Here is a 19717-nt window from a genome sequence, read left to right on the forward strand (position 1 = left end):
GTGTGAACTCTCCGGAGACCTCCCGGGGTGCCCTGTTCGATCCGACGTTCGGTGCCGGCGAGTTGTCGGCGCTGCTCTCCGACCGGGCGTGGGTCACCGCGATGGTCGAGGTCGAGGGGGCACTGGCCCGGGCGGAGGCGAAGTGCGGCGTCATCCCCGCCGCGTCCGCCGACGCGATCTCCTCCGTGTTCGCGCGAATCGTCGCCGACGGCTCCGTGGACGTCGGGGCCCTCGGCGACGCGGCGGCCGCGGGTGGCAATCCGGTGATCCCGCTGGTGAAACTGCTCCGCAGCGAGGTCGCGGCCACCGAGGCCGGGGTGCCCGGAGGCCACGTGCACAAGGGCGCCACGAGTCAGGACATTCTCGACACGGCCCTGATGCTGCTGTGCCGCCGGTCGGGCGCGCACGTCCTGGCGTCCCTCGACGAGGCGGTGCTGTGCGCCGAGGCCCTCTCGCGGGCCCAGCGCGGCACCCCGATCGCCGGCCGCACCCTGGGCCAGCAGGCCTTGCCCACCACGTTCGGCGTCCTCGCCGCCGGGTGGATGACCGCACTGCACAGGGCTTCTCGCGCACTGTTCGACGCACTCGACGGCCTTCCCGTGCAATTGGGCGGCGCGGCCGGCACGTCCGCCGCGCTCTACCCGCACGGCCTCGACGTCGCCGACATCCTCGCCGACGAACTCGGACTCGCACGCCAGGACGTGCCCTGGCACACCGACCGCACCCGCATCGCACTGCTCGCGTCGGCGCTCGGAACGGCCGCGGGCGCGGTGTCGAAGATCGCCACCGACCTCGTGTTCCTGTCGTCCACCGAGGTCGCCGAGGTCAGCGAAGGGTCGCCCGGCGGTTCTTCGGCCATGCCGCACAAACGCAATCCGGTGGCCGCGATCGCCGCCCGCGCCGCGGCCCGCCGCACCCCGGGACTCGTCGCGACGATCCTCGGCTCGATGGATCACGAGCAGCAGCGCGCCGCCGGCCCCTGGCATGCCGAGTGGGAAACGCTCACGGACCTGCTGCGCCTCACCGGTGGCGCCGTCGCGCGGATCGCCGACTCGCTCGGCGGACTGAACGTCCACCCCGACGCGATGGCCCGCAACCTCGACGTCACCGGCGGCCTGCTCCTCGCGGAACGGGTCACCGGAGCCCTGTCCGCCCACACCGACAACGCGCGGGACCTCGTCACCGCCGCCTGCCGGAGCGGGCACCGACTCGACGAGGATCCGGGGCTCCTCGAATACCTGCCTGCGGACGAGATCCGCGCCCTGCTCGACCCTGCCGGGTACCTCGGCCACGCCCACGACATCGTCGACCGCGCACTGGACACAGTGGCCCGCGGCCGGGAAGGAACGCGATGACAGTCGCACTTGCACACGAAATCTCCGGACCCCGCAGCGGCGCGGCCGACGCCCCCGTCGTCGTCCTGCTCGGATCGCTCGGCTCCAACCGGTCCATGTGGGACCCGCAGATCGCGGCGCTGTCCGACGAATGCCGGGTCGTCGCCGTCGATCAGCGGGGCCACGGCGAGTCGCCCGCACCGGACGGGCCGTACTCCGTCCGCGAACTGTCCGAGGATGTTCTCGCACTGCTCGACTCCCTCGGAGTCGACGCCGCCCACTTCGTCGGACTGTCCATGGGCGGCGCGATCGCCCAGTGGCTCGGCGCGCACACCCCGCGGCGGGTGCTGTCGCTGTCGCTGCTGTGCACCGCCGCGAAGTTCGGCGAACCGCAGGGATGGATCGAACGGGCCGCCGCGTCGCGCGCCGACGGCCCCGAATCGCTCGCCGATGCCGTCGTCGCACGCTGGTTCAGTGAGGGCCTGGCCAAGCGGGACCCCGAATTCGTCCGGCACTACCGCGACATGATCGCGTCGACGTCGCCCGAGGGATACGCCGCGTGCTGCGACGCCCTCGCCGACTGGGACTTCACCGCCGACCTCGCCCGGATCAGCGCACCGACACTGGTGATCGCGGGCGAGGAGGATCCGTCCACCCCGCCGTCGGTCATGCAGGTCCTCGCGGACGGCATCACCGGCGCCCGGTTCGAGGTGCTCTCCCCCGCCGCCCACGTCGCGAACCTCGAGCAGGCGGGCGCCGTCACGGCGCTGCTGCGCGAACACATCGCCGGCGGCGGATACGCGCGCGGACGACGCGCCGCGCACGCACAGGGCATGACCGTGCGCCGCTCGGTGCTCGGCGACGCCCACGTGGACCGCTCCGTCGCGGGGACCACCGACTTCACGGCACCGTTCCAGGACTTCATCACCCGCACCGCGTGGGGCGACATCTGGTCGCGCCCCGGGCTGGACCACGAACTGCGCCGGCTGCTCACGATCGCCGTCCTCACCGCGGTCGGCAACGAGCACGAACTCGACATGCACATCCGGGCCGCCCTCCGCGCGGGCGTCGACGCCGACACCATCGGCGAAGTGCTCCTCCACACCGCCGTCTACGCGGGAGTGCCCAACAGCAATCTCGGGTTCGCCCTCGGCAAGCAGGCCCTCGCCGACCTGGCCGCCGAGCCGACAGTGGAGGATTCGCAGACATGACAGCTACCGAACCGACGGAGAAGATCCTCCCGTCCCCCGACTACGTGCAATCGCTGGCCCGGGGCCTGGCCGTGATCCGCTGCTTCGATCACCAGAATCAGCGGCGCACGCTCAGCGACGTCGCCCGCGCCACCGACCTGACCCGCGCCACCGCGCGCCGGTTCCTGCTCACCCTCGTCGAACTCGGCTACGTGGCCACGGACGGTTCCGCATTCTGGCTCACCCCGCGGGTCCTCGAACTCGGGTACAGCTACCTGTCGAGCCTGTCACTGCCGGAGGTCGCGCAGCCGCACCTCGAGAAGTTGAGCCACAAGGTCCACGAGTCGTCGTCGGTGTCGATCCTCGACGGCGCCGACATCGTGTACGTCGCCCGCGTGCCCGTCAGCCGGATCATGACGGTGGGCATCACCATCGGCACCCGGCTGCCCGCGTACGCCACCTCGATGGGACGGGTCCTGCTGGCGGGACTGCCCGACGACGAACTCGACGCGTACCTCGAGAAGCTCGACATCCAGCGGCTCACCGAGCGCACGATCACGGCCCGCGACGAGCTGAAGGCCGCGATTCTCGCGGTCCGCGCGGACGGCATCTGTGTTCTCGACCAGGAACTCGAGGCAGGCCTGCGGTCGATGGCCGCACCGATCCGCAACGCCTCCGGGCTCACCGTCGCCGCGGTGAACATCTCCACGCCGGCCGCGCGGTACAGCCTCGAGGATCTGCATTCCGATCTCATCCCGTCGCTGCGGGTCACCGCAACCGACATCGAACAGGACCTCGCCACCGTCAACCGTTGACGGTGGCGAGGAATCTTCACGAAAGGCCTTTCCATGCGTGACGTCGTCATCTGCGAGCCCCTCCGGACGCCGGTCGGGCGGTTCGGCGGAGTGTTCAAGGACATCACTCCCCAGAGCCTCGCCGCCACCGTCATCACGGCGCTCGTCGAACGCACCGGCATCGACGGCAGCCAGATCGACGACGTCATCCTCGGTCAGGCGTCCCCGGGCGGAGAGGCCCCGGCCCTCGGCCGGATCGCCGCCCTCGACGCCGGACTCGGCATCGACGTCCCCGGCATGCAGGTGGATCGCCGCTGCGGATCCGGTCTGCAGGCCGTCATCACCGCCGTGCTGCAGGTGGCGTCCGGCGGCAACGACCTCGTGCTCGCCGGCGGCGCCGAATCCATGAGCCAGGCCGAGTTCTACACCAACCCCAACATCCGCTGGGGCGTCAAGGGCGAAGGGGTGCAACTCGCCGACCGGCTCGCCCGCGCCCGCGTCACCGCCGGCGGCGCGAACTTCCCCGTGCCCGGCGGCATGATCGAGACCGCCGAAAACCTGCGCGCCGAGTTCGACATCAGCCGTGAAGACCAGGACGCGCTCGCCGTGCAGTCGCACCAGCGGGCCGTCGCCGCGCAGGAATCGGGGCGCTTCGCCGAGGAGATCGTCGGAGTGACGGTGCCGCAACGCAAGTCGGACCCGCTCGTCGTCGACAAGGACGAGCACCCGCGCGCCGACACCACGGTGGAGTCGCTGTCCAAGCTCCGCGCCATCCGCTCCAAGATCGACTCCGCCTCCACCGTCACCGCCGGCAACGCCAGCGGACAGAACGACGGCGCCGCCGTGTGCATCGTGACGACCGCCGAGAAGGCGAAGGAACTGGGACTGAAGCCCCTCGCCCGGATGGCGTCCTGGGCCGTGGCCGGGGTCCCGCCGCGCACCATGGGCATCGGCCCGGTGCCCGCCACGGAGAAGGCGCTCGGTCAGCTCGGACTGTCGCTGTCCGACCTGGGTGTCATCGAACTGAACGAGGCCTTCGCCGCGCAGACCCTCGCCGTCCTCCGCAGCTGGGACCTCGACCCCACCGACGAACGCCTCAACCCCAACGGGTCCGGCATCTCGCTCGGGCACCCCGTCGGAGCCACCGGCGGTCGCATCCTCGCCACCCTCCTGCGGGAGATGGACCGTCGCGAATCCCGCTACGGGCTCGAGACGATGTGCATCGGCGGCGGTCAGGGACTGGCCGCGGTGTTCGAGCGGGTCTGATCCAGCGGCTTTCAGCGCACGCACATCGGCGAGCAGGCTCCGGGCCTGCTCGCCGATGTGCGTCCGGGGCCGGTCACAACCGGTGCAACTCCACGTCGCCGAGTTCCCCGTCGCGCACGGTGGCGGTCAGGTACGTGCAGTGCGGCTGACGCCGCCGATCGGTCGGCGATCCCGGGTTCAGCAGTCGCAGACCGGTTTCCGTGGTGGTGTCCCAGGGAATGTGGCTGTGCCCGAAGACCAGGACGTCGGTGTCCGGGTAGGCGGCCGACATCCGTTTCTCCCTGCCCGCGGCGGCCCCGGTCTCGTGCACGACGGTGATGCGCACACCGTCCAGGGTCACGTCGGCTCGCTCCGGCATCAGGGCCCGCAGGTCGTCGCCGTCGTTGTTGCCCCAGCACGCCACGAGTCGCGCCGAGCGTGAGCGCAGCGCCTCGAACGTGGGGACATCGACCCAGTCGCCGGCGTGGATCACCACGTCGGCGCGGTCGACCTCGTCCCACACCCCGGCGGGCAGGTCTCGCGCCCGTTTCGGGACATGAGTGTCGGCGAGCAGCAATAACCTCACCGTGACAGTCTGCGCCGCCGTGTGGCAGACGCGGGCCTTACGCGCCCGCGAGCGCGGCGGCGTCCTCCGCTTCCAACAGCAGACCCATGTACTCACGCATCCGCTGGGCGTCCGGTTCGAGGCCGGTGAAGATCCGGAAGGAGTCGACGGCCTGACCGATGGTCATGCCGATTCCGCTCAGCGTCCGGGCGCCGATTTCACGGGCGCGGCGGAGGAGTTCGGTCTCGGCCGGACGGTAGACGACATCCGCGACCCACAGGTCGGGGCGCAGCAGTGCGGCGTCGAGTGCCATGCCGGGGTGTGCCGCCATGCCGATCGGCGTCGCGTGGATGAGACCCTGGGCCGCACCGACCGCGGCGGGAACGGCGGCGAGGTCGCCTGCCTGGATCTCCCGGTCCGGGAACAGTTCGGCGAGCGAGTCGCGCAGAGCCGTCGAGCGCGTGGCGTCGGCGTCGATGATCGTGAAGTGTCCGACGCCCCGGGTGAGGGCTGCGTAGGCGACGGCCGCTCCGGCCCCGCCCGCCCCGAGTTGCACGACGCGGTTCATCGGCGCGCCTTCGAGGCCCTCGTCCATGTTGCGCGCAAATCCGGACCAGTCGGTGTTGTGGCCGATCAGGCGCCCGCCGTCGATGTGGACCGTGTTGACCGCGCCGAGTTTGCGGGCGTCGTCGGACAGGTCGTCGAGCAGCGGAATGATCGCCTGCTTGCAGGGATGCGTGATGTTGAGCCCGTTGAATCCGAGGAGCTTGGCGGCGTCGAGGAGCCGCGGCAATCCCTCGACACCCATGCCCAGCGTGTCGAGGTCGAGGATCCGGTAGACGTACCCGAGACCCTGCGCGCGACCCTCTGCCTCATGCAGCGGCGGGGTCAGCGATTTCGAGATCCCGGTGCCGATCAGACCGCACAGGTAGGACGGGCGGGCGGTGGGGGCATCGAGGTCACGAGAGGTCATGGGGATCACTTCCGGGAGAGGGCGAGAACTAATTAACTATCTAGTGAGTTATGTCACGGTAGCATACCTCCATACCGCGCGGAAGACAGCACAGGCAGGAGTTCCAGGAATGACACGAAGCGAGACCACGGGCGCCATCCCCGAGAAGCAGGCGGCCAAGCGCACGCGCAATCCCGAGAAGACCCGGGAGAACATCCTGCGGGTGGCGATGACAGAGTTCGCCGACAAGGGCCTGACCGGGGCCCGCATCGACGAGATCGCGGCGAAGACCGCCACCACGAAACGGATGCTCTACTACTACTTCGGCGACAAGGACGGCCTGTACCGGGCGGTCCTGCAGCGCGCCTACGAGGAGATTCGCTACGAGGAGTCCCAACTCGACGTCGACCACCTCGAGCCGGCCGAGGCGATCCGGGCACTCGCCGAGCTGACGTTCGACCATCACGAGGCGCACCCCGATTTCATCCGCCTCGTCGCGATCGAGAACACCAATCGCGGCGTCAACCTCGTCCAGGCCGAGGGCCTCCCCGAGACGCAGGCGCCGGCGATCCGCACGCTCGACCGGATCCTCCAGCGGGGGCAGGACGCGGGCATCTTCCGCACCGACACGACGGCGCTCGACATCCACATGCTCATCAGCTCGTACTGCGTCTTCCGGGTGGCGAATCGGTACACGTTCAAGGCGCTGTTCGACTGGGATCTCACCGGCGCGGAGAACCGCCCCCACCTGCGCGCAATGATCGGCGACGTCGTCCTGGCCTACCTGCAGCAGCCGGGAAAAGTATGAACTAACTATTTCGACCATTATTGACTCGAGGCTGTGACCTGGGTTACCTTGCTTATACGACCTACGAACACCTGCTCGTTCGAGCCGCCAGTGTTCACATTCCTCGCTCCCCAGGAGTATCGATGACCATCGACTACGGCACCGGCGTCTCCGGTCGAAATGGTGACGGCAAAGGCCGCTCCTCCGTCGACCCCAACGCTGATCCCACCAACGCGAAGAAGGCCGCGAAGGCCGCCTTCTTCGGCAGCCTGCTCGAGTACTACGACTTCTACATCTTCGCCTCGGCTGCCGCGCTGGTGTTCCCGCACGTGTTCTTCGAGGGATCGAAGAACCCGCTGCTGCTGTCGCTGGCCACGTTCGGCATCTCCTACGTCGCACGCCCCATCGGTGCCGTGTTCGTCGGACACTTCGGCGACCGGGCCGGGCGCAAGAAGGTGATGATGTTCTGCCTGGTGCTCATGGGCGTCGTCACGTTCCTGATCGGCTGCCTCCCGTCGTCCGAGCAGGCCGGGATGGTCGGCCCGGTGCTGCTGGTGCTCCTGCGCATCTGCCAGGGCGTCTCCGCGGCCGGCGAACAGTCGGGTGCGGGCTCACTCACCCTCGAGCACTCCCCCGCTCACCGTCGCGGCTTCTTCTGCAGCTGGACGCTCACCGGCACCCAGGCCGGCTTCATCGTCGCGAGTCTCGCGTTCATCCCCGTCGCCGCACTGCCCGACGAGACCCTCTACAGCTGGGGCTGGCGCGTCCCGTTCTGGTGCAGCCTGCTCGTCCTCGTCGTCGCCTACATCGTGCGTCGCAAGCTCGAAGAGCCCGAGATCTTCATCGCCAACAAGGAGGCGCTGGACGAGGCGCCCGCCCCGCTGCCCGTCGTCGACCTCTTCCGCACGCACTGGCGCGACGTTCTGCGCGTCGTCTTCTGCGCCTTCATCGCCGTCGTCAGCACCGTGTTCTCCGTGTTCGGCCTCGCATACGCCACCACCCCGGAGATCGGGATGAGCCGCACCACCATGCTGTGGGTCGCGATCGCCGCCAACACGGTGGCCCTCGTCTCGCAGCCGCTGTTCGGCATCCTGTCCGACCGCATCGGCCGCAAGCCTGTGTTCATCGGCGGCGCAATCGGTTCGGCCGCCGGAATCTTCCTGTACTTCGCCGCGATCGGCACCGGCAACGTCACGATGATCTTCCTGGCGGGCATCCTGCTGATGGGTGGCGTCTACGCCGGGACCAACGCCATCTGGCCCGCGTTCTACGCCGAGATGTTCTCCTCACGGGTTCGCTACTCCGGCATGGCGATCGGCACTCAGCTCGGTTTCGCTCTGGCCGGTTTCGCACCGACCATCGCCCAGGCCCTCCGCGGCGGCGACCCCAAGAACTGGGTGCCGGTGGCGATCTTCACCGCCGTCTGCGCACTCATCGCCGCGGCGTCCGCCTCCACCGCCAAGGAGAACTCCCGCACCCCGCTGCTCGACCTCGACAAGGAGGACGTCGCGCTCACGAAGACGAAAGCGAACGCGAAGGTCTGATCCACTCGGAAACGAACGATGCGCCCGGCACGTGTGCCGGGCGCATCGTCGTGTCGGTTCCTAGCGCCGGAGTTCGTGGGTGAGTGCTTCGAGTTCGTCGCCGCCGGCCATCTGCTGGGTGAGTTCTTCGAGGCTGATCTCGTCGAAGGTGCAGTCCAGCTTCTGCCGGCCCCGGTTGAGGAGCACGAAGTGGTCGCCGACCATGTAGGCGTGGTGCGGGTTGTGGGTGATGAACACGACCCCGAAGCCCTGTTCCTTGGCGGCGGAGATGTAGCGCAGCACCATCCCGGACTGTTTGACACCGAGGGCGGCGGTGGGCTCGTCGAGGATCAGGACGCGGGCGCCGAAGAAGATCGCCCGGGCGATCGCCACGCACTGGCGCTGACCGCCGGAGAGCGAGCCGATGGGGGCGTCGACGTCGGGCAGCTCGATGCCCATCTTCGACAACTCGGACATCGTGGTGGCGCGCATACCGTTCGCGTCGAGGGTCTTGAGCGGTCCCTTCCGCAGTTCCTGGCCGAGGAAGAAGTTGCGCCACACCGGCATCAGCGATACCACCGCCAAATCCTGGTACACGGTGGCGATGCCCTTGGACAGGGCCTCCTTCGGGGAGCCGAACGTGAGGGCTTCACCGTCGACGAGCAGCTCACCCTCGCTCTGCTGGTGCAGCCCGGCCATGATCTTGATCAGGGTGGACTTGCCGGCCCCGTTGTCGCCGAGCACACCGGTGACCTCCCCGGCCTTCACGCGCAGGTTGATGTCCTGCAGGGCGATGATGTTGCCGTACTGCTTGCCGACGTGTTTCAGTTCGATCAGCGGGATCTTGTCGCCACCACCGGGTTCGGTATCGACGGGCATCTGTTCGATGGTACTCATACGGGTCACCTCTTGGCGGCGTAGTTGCGGAAGGCGTTGTTGGCGATGACCGCGAACAGCAGCATCGCGCCGAGGAAGAACTTGAACCAGTCCGGGTTCCAGCCGGCGTAGACGATGCCCTGGTTCGTCATACCGAAGATGAACGCGCCGATCGCGGCGCCGATCGCGGTGCCGTACCCGCCGGTGAGCAGGCAGCCACCGATCACCGCGGCGATGATGTAGAGGAACTCGTTGCCGATGCCCTGCCCGGATTGGACGGTGTTGAACGAGAACAGCAGGTGCATGCCGACGAACCAGGCGGCGAACCCGACGGTCATGAACAACCCGATCTTGACCCTGGTGACCGGGACGCCGATGGCGCGGGCGGAGTCCTGGTTGCCGCCGACGGCGAAGATCCAGTTCCCGATCCGGGTCTTGAACAGCACCCAGGTGGCGATCGCGGTGAACAGCAGCCACCAGAGCACGGTGATCCGCACCGACACCCCGCCGACGACGAACGAGGACGCGAACACCTTCTTCGCCGAGTCGAACCCGGCCATGTCCGAGACGCTGGGGGTGGCGACCTGCCCGGTGACGAGTTTGGTGACGGCCAGGTTGATGCCGGTGAGCATCAGAAACGAGCTCAGGGTGATCAGGAAGCTGGGGATCTTCGTCTTCATCACCAGGTAGCCGTTGAAGAACCCGACCGCGAGCGAGACCACCAGGGCGAGGGCGGCGCCGGCCCACAGGTTCAGGTGCAGGTTGTAGGCGATCATCGACGCCGCCAGCGAGCTGGTGGTGACCGCGACGCCGGCGGAGAGGTCGAACTCCCCGCCGATCATCAGCAGCGCGACCGCGCAGGCCATGATCCCGATCGTGGAGGAGGCGTAGAGCACCGTGGCCAGCGCCTCGGGGCTGCGGAACGGGGGTGCGACGACCATGAAGAAGACGAAGATCGCGATCGCACCGAACAGGGACCCGATCTCGGGGCGGACCAGCAGCCGTTGCAGGCGTTTTTGTTCCTTCACCCGTTCGTCGTGGACGACCTTGTGACTGGCAAGGTCCAGATCTTGCTGTGTGGACATGATTTCCTCTCCGCGCCGGTGGATCTCAGCGTTGTGCGGTGCCGGCCGGTCCTGCGACCGGGTCGATGGTGACGGTGATTGTGTGTGCGAGAGATGGACCCACCGGGGTCCGGATCGTGTGTCCTGTCATGTGAATCGACCGCCGGTCAGCGGGTGCCGGCCTTGGCGTACTCGGCGACCTTGTCGATGTTGGTCTTGTCGATGAACGACGGCCCGGTCAGTGTCGGCCCGCCGCCGCCGATGACGTTGCCGTTGTTCAGGTAGAGCCACAGCGAATCGATCGCCAGGTAGCCCTGCAGGTACGGCTGCTGGTCGATGGCCCACTGCACGCTGCCGTCGGAGATGGCGTCGACGAGCGCGGCGTTGGTGTCGAACGTGAAGACCTTGGCGGGGCTGCCCGCGTTACCGACGGACTGGACGGCGGTGAGGGCGATCGGCGCGCCGAGCGCGAGCACGCCGTCGATGGACGGGTCCTGCTGGAGCTTGGCGGCGATCGTCGAGTTCACCGACGGCATGTCCTCACCATTCACGTTGAGCGTCTCGAACGTGCCGCGGAACGTCTGCTTGGCACCGGCGCAACGGGATTCGAGCTGAATCTGGCCCTGCTGCTGAATGACGCAGACGACGTGCTTGGCGCCGTCGTCGTTCAGCCGGTTGCCCGCAGCCTGGCCGGCGATGGTCTCGTCCTGCCCGAAGTACTGCGTGACGCCCATGTCCTTCCAAGCGCCGTATCCGGCGTTGAACGCGGAAATCGGGATACCCGCGTCCTGCGCGCTCTTGACGGCGGGCGCCATCGCTTCGGGGGTGGCGAGGGTGAGTGCGAGGCCGTCGACCTTGGAGTCGATCGCCGTCTGCACGAGGTTGGCCTGGTTGGGGGCCTGCGGATCGGAGGAGTACTTCAGTTCGACGTTGTCCTTGTCGGCGGCATCCTGCGCACCGGTGCGGATCAGGTCCCAGAACGTGTCACCCGGCGCCGCGTGGGTGACCATCGCGATCGTGATGCGCGGGGTGTCGGCGCTGCCCGCGCCGATCCCGGAGCCGCTGCTGTCCGGCTTGCCGCCGGTGCTCGAGCACGCCGCGAGGCTCATCACCAGGGCACTCGCGCAGGCCACCACCGCCACGCGACGCCGATTGGGGAAGTTCATCTGTTTTTCCTCTCGGGGGGACGAACGGCTCGTTGACGTCTTGGCCGTGTGCCTTAGATGTAATACGCGTCACACCCGAAAGTCAATAGTTTGTCTGGACATTAGGACCACATATCAAATGCGGGGGGACACGTGTCACCGCTGTGGGCCCGGAAATCGAGCGGAAATGCCGAAATAAGGGGACGCGCTCAGCGCGTGACCGATGCACCGGCGTCGCGCGGCAGACGCAGCGTGTCGACTACCGTGCCGAGCATCAGCACGCCCAAAAGGACGAAGGTCCAAGAATATTCGGAACCGAACCCGTGCTCGGACGACGTCGCCAGCGGCGTGAACGCGGTGAGCGCGAGAGCCGCGAGTGCGATCCCGAGGCCGGCTGCCAGTTCCTGCACCGCGGCATTCAGAGTGTTCGCGTGCGTGAGGTCGGCGCGATCGACGTCGGAGAACGCGAGACTGTTGTACGCGGTGAATCCGACCGAACGCAGGGCTCCGCTCACGAAGAGGACCGCCGCGATGACGGGCATCGGGGTCGACGAACTCAGTGCGGCGAGCAACCCGAAGCAGCCCACCGACAGCAGCGCGTTCACCAGCAGGATCGGCCTGATACCGAAGCGCCGCATCAGCGGCGTCGTGAAGGGTTTGATCGCGATGTTGCCTGCGAACAGCGCGGCGACGAGTAAACCCGCGAGAAACGGCGTCCAGCCGAAGCCGAGTTGGAACTGCAGTGGCAGCAGGAAGGGCACGGCCGTCACGATCAGGCGGTAGAGCGAACCTCCGGTGACGGTGGCGCGCAGCGTCCGGACGCGCAGCACGCGGACGTCGACGAGTGGGTGCGGTGTGCGGACGAGATGGACCGCGGACGCGACCAGCAGGACGACCGCGACCACTCCCCCGAGCGCGACCCGGCGCCAGTCCGTGCCCGTCACGCGGATACTTTCCAGGGCGATCAGCGCCGCCGCGATCCCCGTTCCGACCCCGAGCAGGCCCCGCCAGTCCAGCCTCCTCGCCGACCGCGAGCCGGCCCCGTGAACCAGCCTCAGCGACAGCAGGATTCCGAGGACCCCGATGGGAATGTTGATGACGAAGATCCACCGCCACGAGCCCACCGTGGCGATCGCGCCGCCGAGCAGGGGCGCGATGACGGGCGCGGCGAGCGCGGGCCACGTCAGCAGGGCTATCGCGCGGACGAGATCGCCCTTCGTGCTCGACCGCAGCACCGCGAGCCGTCCGACCGGCACCATCATGGCGCCGCCGACTCCCTGCAGCACCCGCATCGCGACGAGCATCGGCAACGACACACTCGCGGCGCACCCGATGGACGCCAGGGTGAACACGGCGATGGCGGCCACGAACACCCGGCGGGTCCCGAACCGGTCGGCCACCCACCCGCTCGCCGGGATGAGGACCGCGACCGTGACGAGGTAGGCGGAGATCGCGATGTTGACGTCGACGGGGTCGACGCCGAAGGAGTCGGCGATCAGCGGGACGGCGGGGGCGATGATGGTGGCGTCGAGAATCTCCATGAAGAGGGCGCCCGCCACCAGCAGGGCCATTCCCCGGGGGAACGACGTCGCGCGCCCCGTCCTAACGATCGACAACGGTGGTGTCGAAGTAGTACCGCGACGCCCGGTAGCAGTGGCTGCCGAACTCGACGGCGCTTCCCGAGTCGTCGAACGCGGTCCGGTTCATCGTGAGCAGCGGCGCCCCGGTCTTCTCGTCGAGGAGTGACGCCTCCGCCTTGCTCGCCGCTTTCGCGCCGATGCGTTGCCGTGCGAGGCGAATGTGCACGCCGCGGGCGCGGAGTGCGTGGTAGAGGCCGTGCGCCTCGAGTTCGTCGGGGTCCGGCGCGAGATCCACCGGGATGTGGTTGGTCATCAGCGCGAGTGGTTCGCCGTTGGTGCTGCGGAGGCGCCGGATGGACGCGACCTCGCTGCCGGGTTGCAGGTTGAGTTCGGCGGCCACGTCCTCGGCAGGCACGGCGACCTGGTAGTCGAGGAGCTTGGTGGTCGGGCTCTGCCCTGCGCGGGCGAGGTCGTCGAAGAGACTGGTGAGCTCGACCGGCCGGTGCACGGCGCTCTGCACGACTTGCGTGCCGACACCGCGTTTGCGGACGAGCAATCCCTTGTCGACGAGTTCCTGGATGGCGCGGCGCGTGGTCGGGCGCGACAGGTTCAGTCGTTTGGCGAGCGCCAGTTCGTTCTCGAAGCGGTCGCCGGGCGCGAGTTCCCCGCCGATGATCGCGTTCTCGATCGTCTGCGCGAGCTGGAAATACAGCGGAACCGGGCTCGATCTGTCGAGCTCGACTGCGAGTGGTGCACCCACGGACAACTCCGATCCTCGTGCGCGTGGCGACGTCCGCCGCCGCCGATCTTTCCGGCAGTGTATGCGAACACTAACACCAGATTGACTTCAAGTAATAATGTCAGGACAAAGTCTTGACAGGAGCCGGTGATGTGGAGCACAGTTTCAACCAGACCTCGGCGCCCTGCGCAGACCACCCACAACGACCTATTCGGGAGTCAGCCTTGACCACCAACCAGACGCAACCCAACCGGAACGGATTGGACGTCCTCGCCATCGGGCGCTGCGGTGTGGACATCTACCCATTGCAGACCGGCGTCGGACTCGAGCACGTCGAGACGTTCGGCAAGTTCCTCGGCGGAAGCGCCGCCAACGTCGCCGTCGCCGCCGCCCGCCTCGGCTGCCGCAGCGCTCTCATCTCGGGCGTCGGCAACGATCCGTTCGGACGCTACGTCCGCACCGCACTCACCGATCTCGGCGTCGACAACCGGTACGTCGGCATCGACACCGACCACCCGACCCCCGTCACGTTCTGCGAGATCTTCCCGCCGGACGACTTCCCGCTGTACTTCTACCGCAAGCCGGTCGCCCCGGACCTGCAGGTGAAGCCCGCAGACCTCGACCTCGACGCGGTCCGCGACGCGAAGCTGTACTGGTCGACCGTCACCGGACTGTCCGAAGAGCCCAGCCGCAGCGCACATTTCGCCGCATGGGAAGCTCGCGGACGTCGCAGCCACACCGTTCTCGACCTCGACTACCGCCCGATGTTCTGGTCCTCCCCCGCCGACGCCACCGCGCAGGTGCAGCGTGCCCTCCAGCACGTCACCGTCGCGGTCGGCAACCGCGAGGAGTGCGAGATCGCGGTCGGCGAGACCAACGCCCACAAGGCCGCCGATGCGCTGCTCGACCTCGGCGTCGAACTGGCCATCGTCAAGCAGGGCCCCAAGGGTGTGCTCGGCAAGACCCGCACGCAGTCCATCACGGTGCCGCCCAACGAGGTCGACGTCGTCAACGGCCTGGGCGCCGGCGACAGCTTCGGCGGGTCGCTGTGCCACGGCCTGCTCGCCGGGTGGCCGCTCGAGAAGATCCTGCGCTACGCCAACGCCGCGGGGGCGATCGTCGCTTCCCGGCTCGAATGCTCCACCGCGATGCCGACGGCCGACGAGGTCCGTGAGCTCGCCGAATCCACCGCTTCGGAGGCTGTCAATGTCTGAAACTCTCGCTCACCGCGCAGTCTGCGCGTCCTACGCCGACGTCACCGAGGTACGCGCCAGTGATCCGGCCGCCATCGACCGTGCCTGGGCGACCCGCATCGCCCGGCCCACGGTGCGCGGCAACGGCCGGCTCATGATCGTCGCCGCCGACCACCCCGCCCGCGGCGCGCTGTCGGTCGGCGACCGCCCGACCGCGATGAACAGTCGCACGGATCTCCTCGACCGCCTCCGCACCGCGCTGCGCAATCCCGGCGTGGACGGCGTGCTCGCCACCGCCGACATCCTCGACGATCTGGTGCTGCTCGGCGCGCTGGACGACAAGGTGGTCATCTCGTCGATGAACCGCGGCGGCCTGGCAGGCGCCAGCTTCGAACTCGACGACCGCATGACCGGCTACAGCGCGGCGGGCACCGCGAAGGCCGGCATGAACGGCGGAAAGATGCTGTGCCGCATCGACCTCGACGATCCGGGCACCCTCTCCACCCTCACCGCCTGCGCGGAGGCCGTCGATTCGCTGGCCGCGGCCGGGCTGATGGCGATGGTGGAACCGTTCCTGTCGCGGCGTGTCGACGGCAAGGTCAAGAACGACCTCAGCGCCGACGCCGTGATCAAGTCCATCCACATCAGCCAGGGACTGGGCTCCACGTCCGCCTACACCTGGATGAAGCTTCCGGTGGTCGACGAGATGGAACGCGTCATGGACGCGACGACGCTCCCCACGCTGCTGCTCGGCGGAGACCCGCAGACGGCCCCCGAGGAGACGTTCGCGAGCTGGGCGAAGGCCCTCGCACTGCCATCGGTCCGCGGCCTGATCGTCGGACGCACCCTGCTGTACCCGCGGGACGAGGACGTCGCCGCCGCGGTCGACACCGCCGTATCCCTCGTTCACTGACGCACGCCGGAGAGGCCCACGATGAACAGCAAGTACTACGTTCCGGTCGGTTCCGCGGCCACCGGGCCGTTCGACCTCGAGGTCACCCCCGAGTCGGCGGGCTGGACGGAATCGAGCCTCCGGGTGCTCACCCTGGCACCCGGCGGGTCGGCCGAACTCACCACCGGCGACGACGAGATCATCGTCGTGCCGCTGGCCGGGTCGGCGTCGGTGTCGAGTGAGGGGACCGAGTTCGCGCTCACCGGGCGCCGGTCCGTGTTCGACGGGCCGAGCGACTTCGCCTACGTGGGACGGGCCTCCGCCTACACGGTGGCGAGCGCGACCGGTGGCCGTTTCGCACTGTGCGGCGCCCGCGCCCGGCAGAAGTTCCCGTTCCGGTACGTTCCGGCCGCGGACGTGTCCGTCGAACTGCGCGGCGCGGGCAACTGCAGCCGGCAGGTGCACAACTTCGGCACCGCCGACCGATTCGAGGCCGACTCGATCATCGCGTGCGAGGTCATCACGCCCGGCGGCAACTGGTCGTCGTACCCGAGCCACAAGCACGACGAAAACAGCGACGTCGAATCCCAGCTCGAGGAGATCTACTACTTCGAGATCGCCGAAGCCGGCGACACCGCAGTGGATTTCGGCGGCACCGGATTCGGCTACCATCGTGTGTACGGCACTCCCGAGCGGCCCATCGAGGTGCTCGAGGAAGTGCGATCCGGCGACGTGGTCCTCGTCCCGCACGGCTACCACGGACCGTCGATCGCCGCCCCCGGACATCACATGTACTACCTGAACGTGATGGCCGGGCCGGGCGAAGAACGTTCCTGGAACATCTGCGACGACCCGGCACACACCTGGCTGCGCGGCAGCTGGGAACACCAGACCGTCGATCCCCGCCTCCCCCTCCACGCACCGTCCGAAGGAGCATGACCGTGGTGTCCACCGCGCCGATGTCGGCGAGCAAGAACCCCAACGCCGAGGGCACCGTCCACCTCACGGTGGCTCAGGCGACCATCCGATTCCTCGCCGGCCAATACGTCGAGCGGGACGGCGAACGCACCAAGTTCTTCGCAGGCTGCTTCGGCATCTTCGGTCACGGCAACGTCGCCGGTCTCGGTCAGGCGCTGCTGCAGGCCGAGATCGACGCCGTCGAGGCCGGCACCGAACCGGAACTGCCGTACGTCCTCGGCCGTAACGAGCAGGCGATGGTGCACAGCGCGGTCGCGTACGCACGCCAGAAGGATCGCCTGCAGACCTGGGCCGTGTCGGCCAGCGTCGGCCCCGGCTCGACCAACATGCTGACCGGTGCGGCGCTCGCCACCATCAACCGGCTGCCCGTCCTGCTGCTGCCCGCCGACACGTTCGCCACCCGCGCGAGCGCACCGGTGCTGCAGGAACTCGAACTGCCGTCGAGTGGGGACGTCACCGTCAACGACGCGTTCAAGCCGCTGTCGCGCTACTTCGACCGCGTCTGGCGGCCCGAGCAGTTGCCGTCGGCGCTGCTCGGCGCGATGCGCGTGCTGACCGACCCTGTCGAGACGGGCGCGGCCACCGTCGCCATCCCGCAGGACGTGCAGGCGGAGGCGTTCGACTGGCCCGAGTCGATGTTCGCCGAGCGCACGTGGCACGTCGCCCGGCCGCTCCCCGAGAAGTCGGCGATCGCGCGGGCCGCGGACGTCATCCGGTCGGCGAAGAAGCCGCTGATCGTCGCGGGCGGTGGCCTCATCTACTCCGGCGCCACCGAGGCGCTGGCCTCGTTCGTCGAGTCGACCGGCATTCCGGTCGGCCAGAGTCAGGCCGGCAAGGGTTCGCTGCCGTACGACCACCCGCAGTCGGTCGGGGCGATCGGCTCGACGGGCACGACCGCGGCCAACGCTCTCGCCACCGAGGCCGACGTGATCATCGGCATCGGCACGCGCTACAGCGACTTCACCACGGCGTCGCGCACCGCGTTCAACAACCCCGACGTGCGGTTCGTCAACATCAACGTGGCGTCGATCGACTCGGTGAAGCAGGGTGGCGTCAGCGTCGTCGCGGATGCCCGCGAGGCACTCGAGGCGCTCACCGCGGCACTCGGCGACTACTGGGTTTCCGACGAGTATCGTCTGCGCACAGCCGAACTCGCAGAACACTGGGAGTCCACGGTCGACGCGGTCTACAAGATCGACGACGACTCGCTCGGCCTCAACCAGAACCAGGTCATCGGCCTCGCCAACACGCTGTCCGATCCTCGCGACGTCGTCGTGTGCGCCGCCGGCTCCATGCCCGGCGACCTGCACAAGCTGTGGCGCACCCGCGACTCGAAGGGTTACCACGTCGAGTACGGATTCTCCTGCATGGGCTACGAGGTCGCCGGTGGTATCGGCGCCAAGATGGCATGCCCCGACCGCGACGTGTTCATCATGGTCGGCGACGGCTCCTACCTGATGATGGCCACCGAACTCGTCACGGCCGTGCAGGAGAACGTCAAGGTCATCGTGGTCCTCGTGCAGAATCACGGCTTCGCGTCCATCGGATCGCTGTCGGAATCACTGGGCTCCCAGCGTTTCGGCACCGACTACCGCTACCGGGGTGACAACGGCCGGCTCGACGGCGACATCCTGCCCGTCGATCTGGCGGCCAACGCGGCGAGCCTCGGCGCCGACGTGATCCGCGCGAACACGGCCGCCGAGTTCGCCGACGCCGTCAAGGTAGCGAAGGCGACCGACAAGACCACCGTCATCCACGTCGAGACGGACCCCCGGATCGCCGCCCCGGACAGCGAATCCTGGTGGGACGTCCCGGTCAGCTCGACCAGCACCCTCGAGTCCACGCAGAACGCGTACGAGACGTACGCGCAGTGGAAGAAGATCCAGCGTCCGTTCCTCCGCCCGTCCGGCAACTGACCCGCCCCCAGCAGAACTTTCGAAAGGATTTCCCGATGAGCGTCATTCGCGTCGGATCGGCCCCCGACTCCTGGGGCGTGTGGTTCCCGGAAGACCCGCAGCAGACCCCCTACGGCCGGTTCCTCGACGAGGTGTCCGCATCCGGTTACGAGTGGATCGAGCTGGGGCCGTACGGCTACCTGCCCACCGACCCGCAGCAACTCCGCGACGAACTGGCCGCCCACAATCTGAAGCTGTCGGCGGGCACCGTCTTCGAGCACCTGCACCAGGACGACTCCTGGGATGCCGTGTGGACCCAGATCGAGGACGTCGCGAAGCTGACCGCCGCCGTCGGCGGCAAGCACGTGGTCGTGATCCCGGAGATGTGGCGCGACCCGGGCACCGGCGAGGTGCTCGAGGACCGCAACCTCACCGCGGAACAGTGGAAGAAGAAGACCGGCGGCATGAACGAGCTGGGCAAGAAGATGTTCGAGCAGTACGGCGTCAAGGCGCAGTACCACCCGCACGCCGACAGCCACGTCGACACCGAGGAGAACGTGTACCGCTTCCTCGACGGCACGGACAGCGAATTCGTCAACCTCTGCCTCGACACCGGCCACATCAGCTACTGCGGCGGCGACAACCTCGCGATCATCGAGCGGGCCCCCGAACGGATCGGATACCTGCACCTCAAGCAGGTCGATCCCGAGGTTCGCGCCAAGGTCGAGGCCGAGGACCTGCCGTTCGGCGAAGCCGTCAAACTCGGCGCGATGATCGAGCCCCCGCTCGGCATCCCCGACCTGCCGCCGCTGCTCGCCGCGATCGAGAAGCTCGACATCGACGTGTTCGCGATCGTCGAGCAGGATCTCTACCCCTGCGCCGTGGACGTGCCGCTCCCGATCGCCCAGCGCACCCGCAAGTACCTGGGGTCCTGCGGGATCCCGTCCGTCAAGTTCGTCTAACCG

General features: G+C 68.3%; 18 protein-coding genes. 11 read left to right on the forward strand and 7 right to left on the reverse strand.

Going from position 1 to position 19717, the window contains the following annotated elements; translation table 11 throughout:
- Positions 1 to 2: 2 nt before the first annotated feature.
- From pcaB to JWS14_RS06895, 4 genes are read left to right on the forward strand one after another with little or no spacing between them, the layout of a single operon-like run.
- Complete coding sequence (gene pcaB, locus JWS14_RS06880; RefSeq protein ID WP_206012741.1) at positions 3 to 1355, forward strand: 3-carboxy-cis,cis-muconate cycloisomerase; 1353 nt, start codon at positions 3 to 5, stop codon at positions 1353 to 1355.
- The gene (pcaDC, locus tag JWS14_RS06885; RefSeq protein ID WP_206012742.1) at positions 1352 to 2545 is read left to right on the forward strand and encodes a bifunctional 3-oxoadipate enol-lactonase/4-carboxymuconolactone decarboxylase PcaDC; all 1194 of its coding nucleotides are present in this window, start codon (positions 1352 to 1354) and stop codon (positions 2543 to 2545) included. Before pcaB ends, pcaDC begins: the two co-directional genes overlap by 4 nt.
- On the forward strand, positions 2542 to 3339 hold the full coding sequence (locus tag JWS14_RS06890) for an IclR family transcriptional regulator (RefSeq protein WP_072946553.1): 798 nt from the start codon (positions 2542 to 2544) through the stop codon (positions 3337 to 3339). Before pcaDC ends, JWS14_RS06890 begins: the two co-directional genes overlap by 4 nt.
- 33 nt (positions 3340 to 3372) lie before the next feature.
- Entirely contained in the window at positions 3373 to 4584 is a 1212-nt protein-coding gene (locus JWS14_RS06895; RefSeq protein ID WP_072946552.1) for an acetyl-CoA C-acetyltransferase, read from the forward strand.
- Positions 4585 to 4657: 73 nt separating this feature from the next.
- Here the strand turns inward: JWS14_RS06895 and JWS14_RS06900 are convergent, their stop codons facing one another.
- Both JWS14_RS06900 and JWS14_RS06905 read right to left on the reverse strand, forming a co-directional pair.
- Positions 4658 to 5149, reverse strand: a complete 492-nt coding sequence (locus tag JWS14_RS06900) for a metallophosphoesterase family protein (RefSeq protein WP_206012743.1) — start codon at positions 5147 to 5149, stop codon at positions 4658 to 4660.
- Positions 5150 to 5186: 37 nt separating this feature from the next.
- The gene (locus JWS14_RS06905) at positions 5187 to 6101 is read right to left on the reverse strand and encodes a shikimate dehydrogenase (RefSeq protein WP_206012744.1); all 915 of its coding nucleotides are present in this window, start codon (positions 6099 to 6101) and stop codon (positions 5187 to 5189) included.
- A 109-nt stretch (positions 6102 to 6210) separates the two neighbouring features.
- Between JWS14_RS06905 and JWS14_RS06910 the strand changes: the two genes are divergently transcribed.
- On the forward strand, positions 6211 to 6888 hold the full coding sequence (locus tag JWS14_RS06910; protein WP_072946549.1) for a TetR/AcrR family transcriptional regulator: 678 nt from the start codon (positions 6211 to 6213) through the stop codon (positions 6886 to 6888).
- Between the two features lie 122 nt (positions 6889 to 7010).
- The gene (locus JWS14_RS06915; RefSeq protein ID WP_095865151.1) at positions 7011 to 8411 is read left to right on the forward strand and encodes an MFS transporter; all 1401 of its coding nucleotides are present in this window, start codon (positions 7011 to 7013) and stop codon (positions 8409 to 8411) included.
- 60 nt (positions 8412 to 8471) lie between these two features.
- On the opposite strand, the gene JWS14_RS06920 is transcribed toward JWS14_RS06915, so the two are convergent.
- From JWS14_RS06920 to JWS14_RS06940, 5 genes are all read right to left on the reverse strand, one after another.
- A complete protein-coding gene (locus JWS14_RS06920) occupies positions 8472 to 9287 on the reverse strand; it encodes an ATP-binding cassette domain-containing protein (RefSeq protein ID WP_072951781.1) in 816 nt (271 codons plus the stop codon).
- 5 nt (positions 9288 to 9292) lie between these two features.
- Positions 9293 to 10351: an ABC transporter permease gene (locus JWS14_RS06925; protein WP_072951783.1), complete on the reverse strand. Its 1059-nt coding sequence runs from the start codon at positions 10349 to 10351 to the stop codon at positions 9293 to 9295.
- Between the two features lie 146 nt (positions 10352 to 10497).
- Complete coding sequence (locus tag JWS14_RS06930; RefSeq protein WP_124391183.1) at positions 10498 to 11496, reverse strand: substrate-binding domain-containing protein; 999 nt, start codon at positions 11494 to 11496, stop codon at positions 10498 to 10500.
- 188 nt (positions 11497 to 11684) lie between these two features.
- On the reverse strand, positions 11685 to 13046 hold the full coding sequence (locus JWS14_RS06935; RefSeq protein ID WP_095865149.1) for an MFS transporter: 1362 nt from the start codon (positions 13044 to 13046) through the stop codon (positions 11685 to 11687).
- A gap of 31 nt (positions 13047 to 13077) precedes the next feature.
- The gene (locus JWS14_RS06940) at positions 13078 to 13815 is read right to left on the reverse strand and encodes a GntR family transcriptional regulator (protein ID WP_072947097.1); all 738 of its coding nucleotides are present in this window, start codon (positions 13813 to 13815) and stop codon (positions 13078 to 13080) included.
- A gap of 203 nt (positions 13816 to 14018) precedes the next feature.
- Between JWS14_RS06940 and iolC the strand changes: the two genes are divergently transcribed.
- The 5 genes from iolC to JWS14_RS06965 are packed head-to-tail and all read left to right on the forward strand — an operon-like array spanning position 14019 to position 19714.
- Positions 14019 to 15008, forward strand: a complete 990-nt coding sequence (iolC, locus tag JWS14_RS06945) for a 5-dehydro-2-deoxygluconokinase (protein WP_072947096.1) — start codon at positions 14019 to 14021, stop codon at positions 15006 to 15008.
- The gene (locus JWS14_RS06950; protein WP_072947095.1) at positions 15001 to 15900 is read left to right on the forward strand and encodes a Cgl0159 family (beta/alpha)8-fold protein; all 900 of its coding nucleotides are present in this window, start codon (positions 15001 to 15003) and stop codon (positions 15898 to 15900) included. The genes iolC and JWS14_RS06950 overlap by 8 nt, the downstream gene beginning before the upstream one ends.
- 21 nt (positions 15901 to 15921) lie before the next feature.
- Positions 15922 to 16818 (forward strand): 5-deoxy-glucuronate isomerase, encoded by an 897-nt coding sequence (gene iolB, locus JWS14_RS06955; RefSeq protein ID WP_206012745.1) that lies wholly within the window; start codon positions 15922 to 15924, stop codon positions 16816 to 16818.
- Positions 16815 to 18773 carry a 3D-(3,5/4)-trihydroxycyclohexane-1,2-dione acylhydrolase (decyclizing) gene (gene iolD / locus JWS14_RS06960; protein WP_206012746.1) on the forward strand — a complete coding sequence of 653 codons (1959 nt, stop codon included), beginning with the start codon at positions 16815 to 16817 and terminating at the stop codon, positions 18771 to 18773. Before iolB ends, iolD begins: the two co-directional genes overlap by 4 nt.
- A gap of 35 nt (positions 18774 to 18808) precedes the next feature.
- Positions 18809 to 19714 carry a sugar phosphate isomerase/epimerase family protein gene (locus JWS14_RS06965; RefSeq protein WP_072947093.1) on the forward strand — a complete coding sequence of 302 codons (906 nt, stop codon included), beginning with the start codon at positions 18809 to 18811 and terminating at the stop codon, positions 19712 to 19714.
- Positions 19715 to 19717: the final 3 nt, after the last annotated feature.

This window comes from Rhodococcus koreensis (assembly GCF_017068375.1).
Classification (GTDB): domain Bacteria; phylum Actinomycetota; class Actinomycetes; order Mycobacteriales; family Mycobacteriaceae; genus Rhodococcus_F; species Rhodococcus_F koreensis.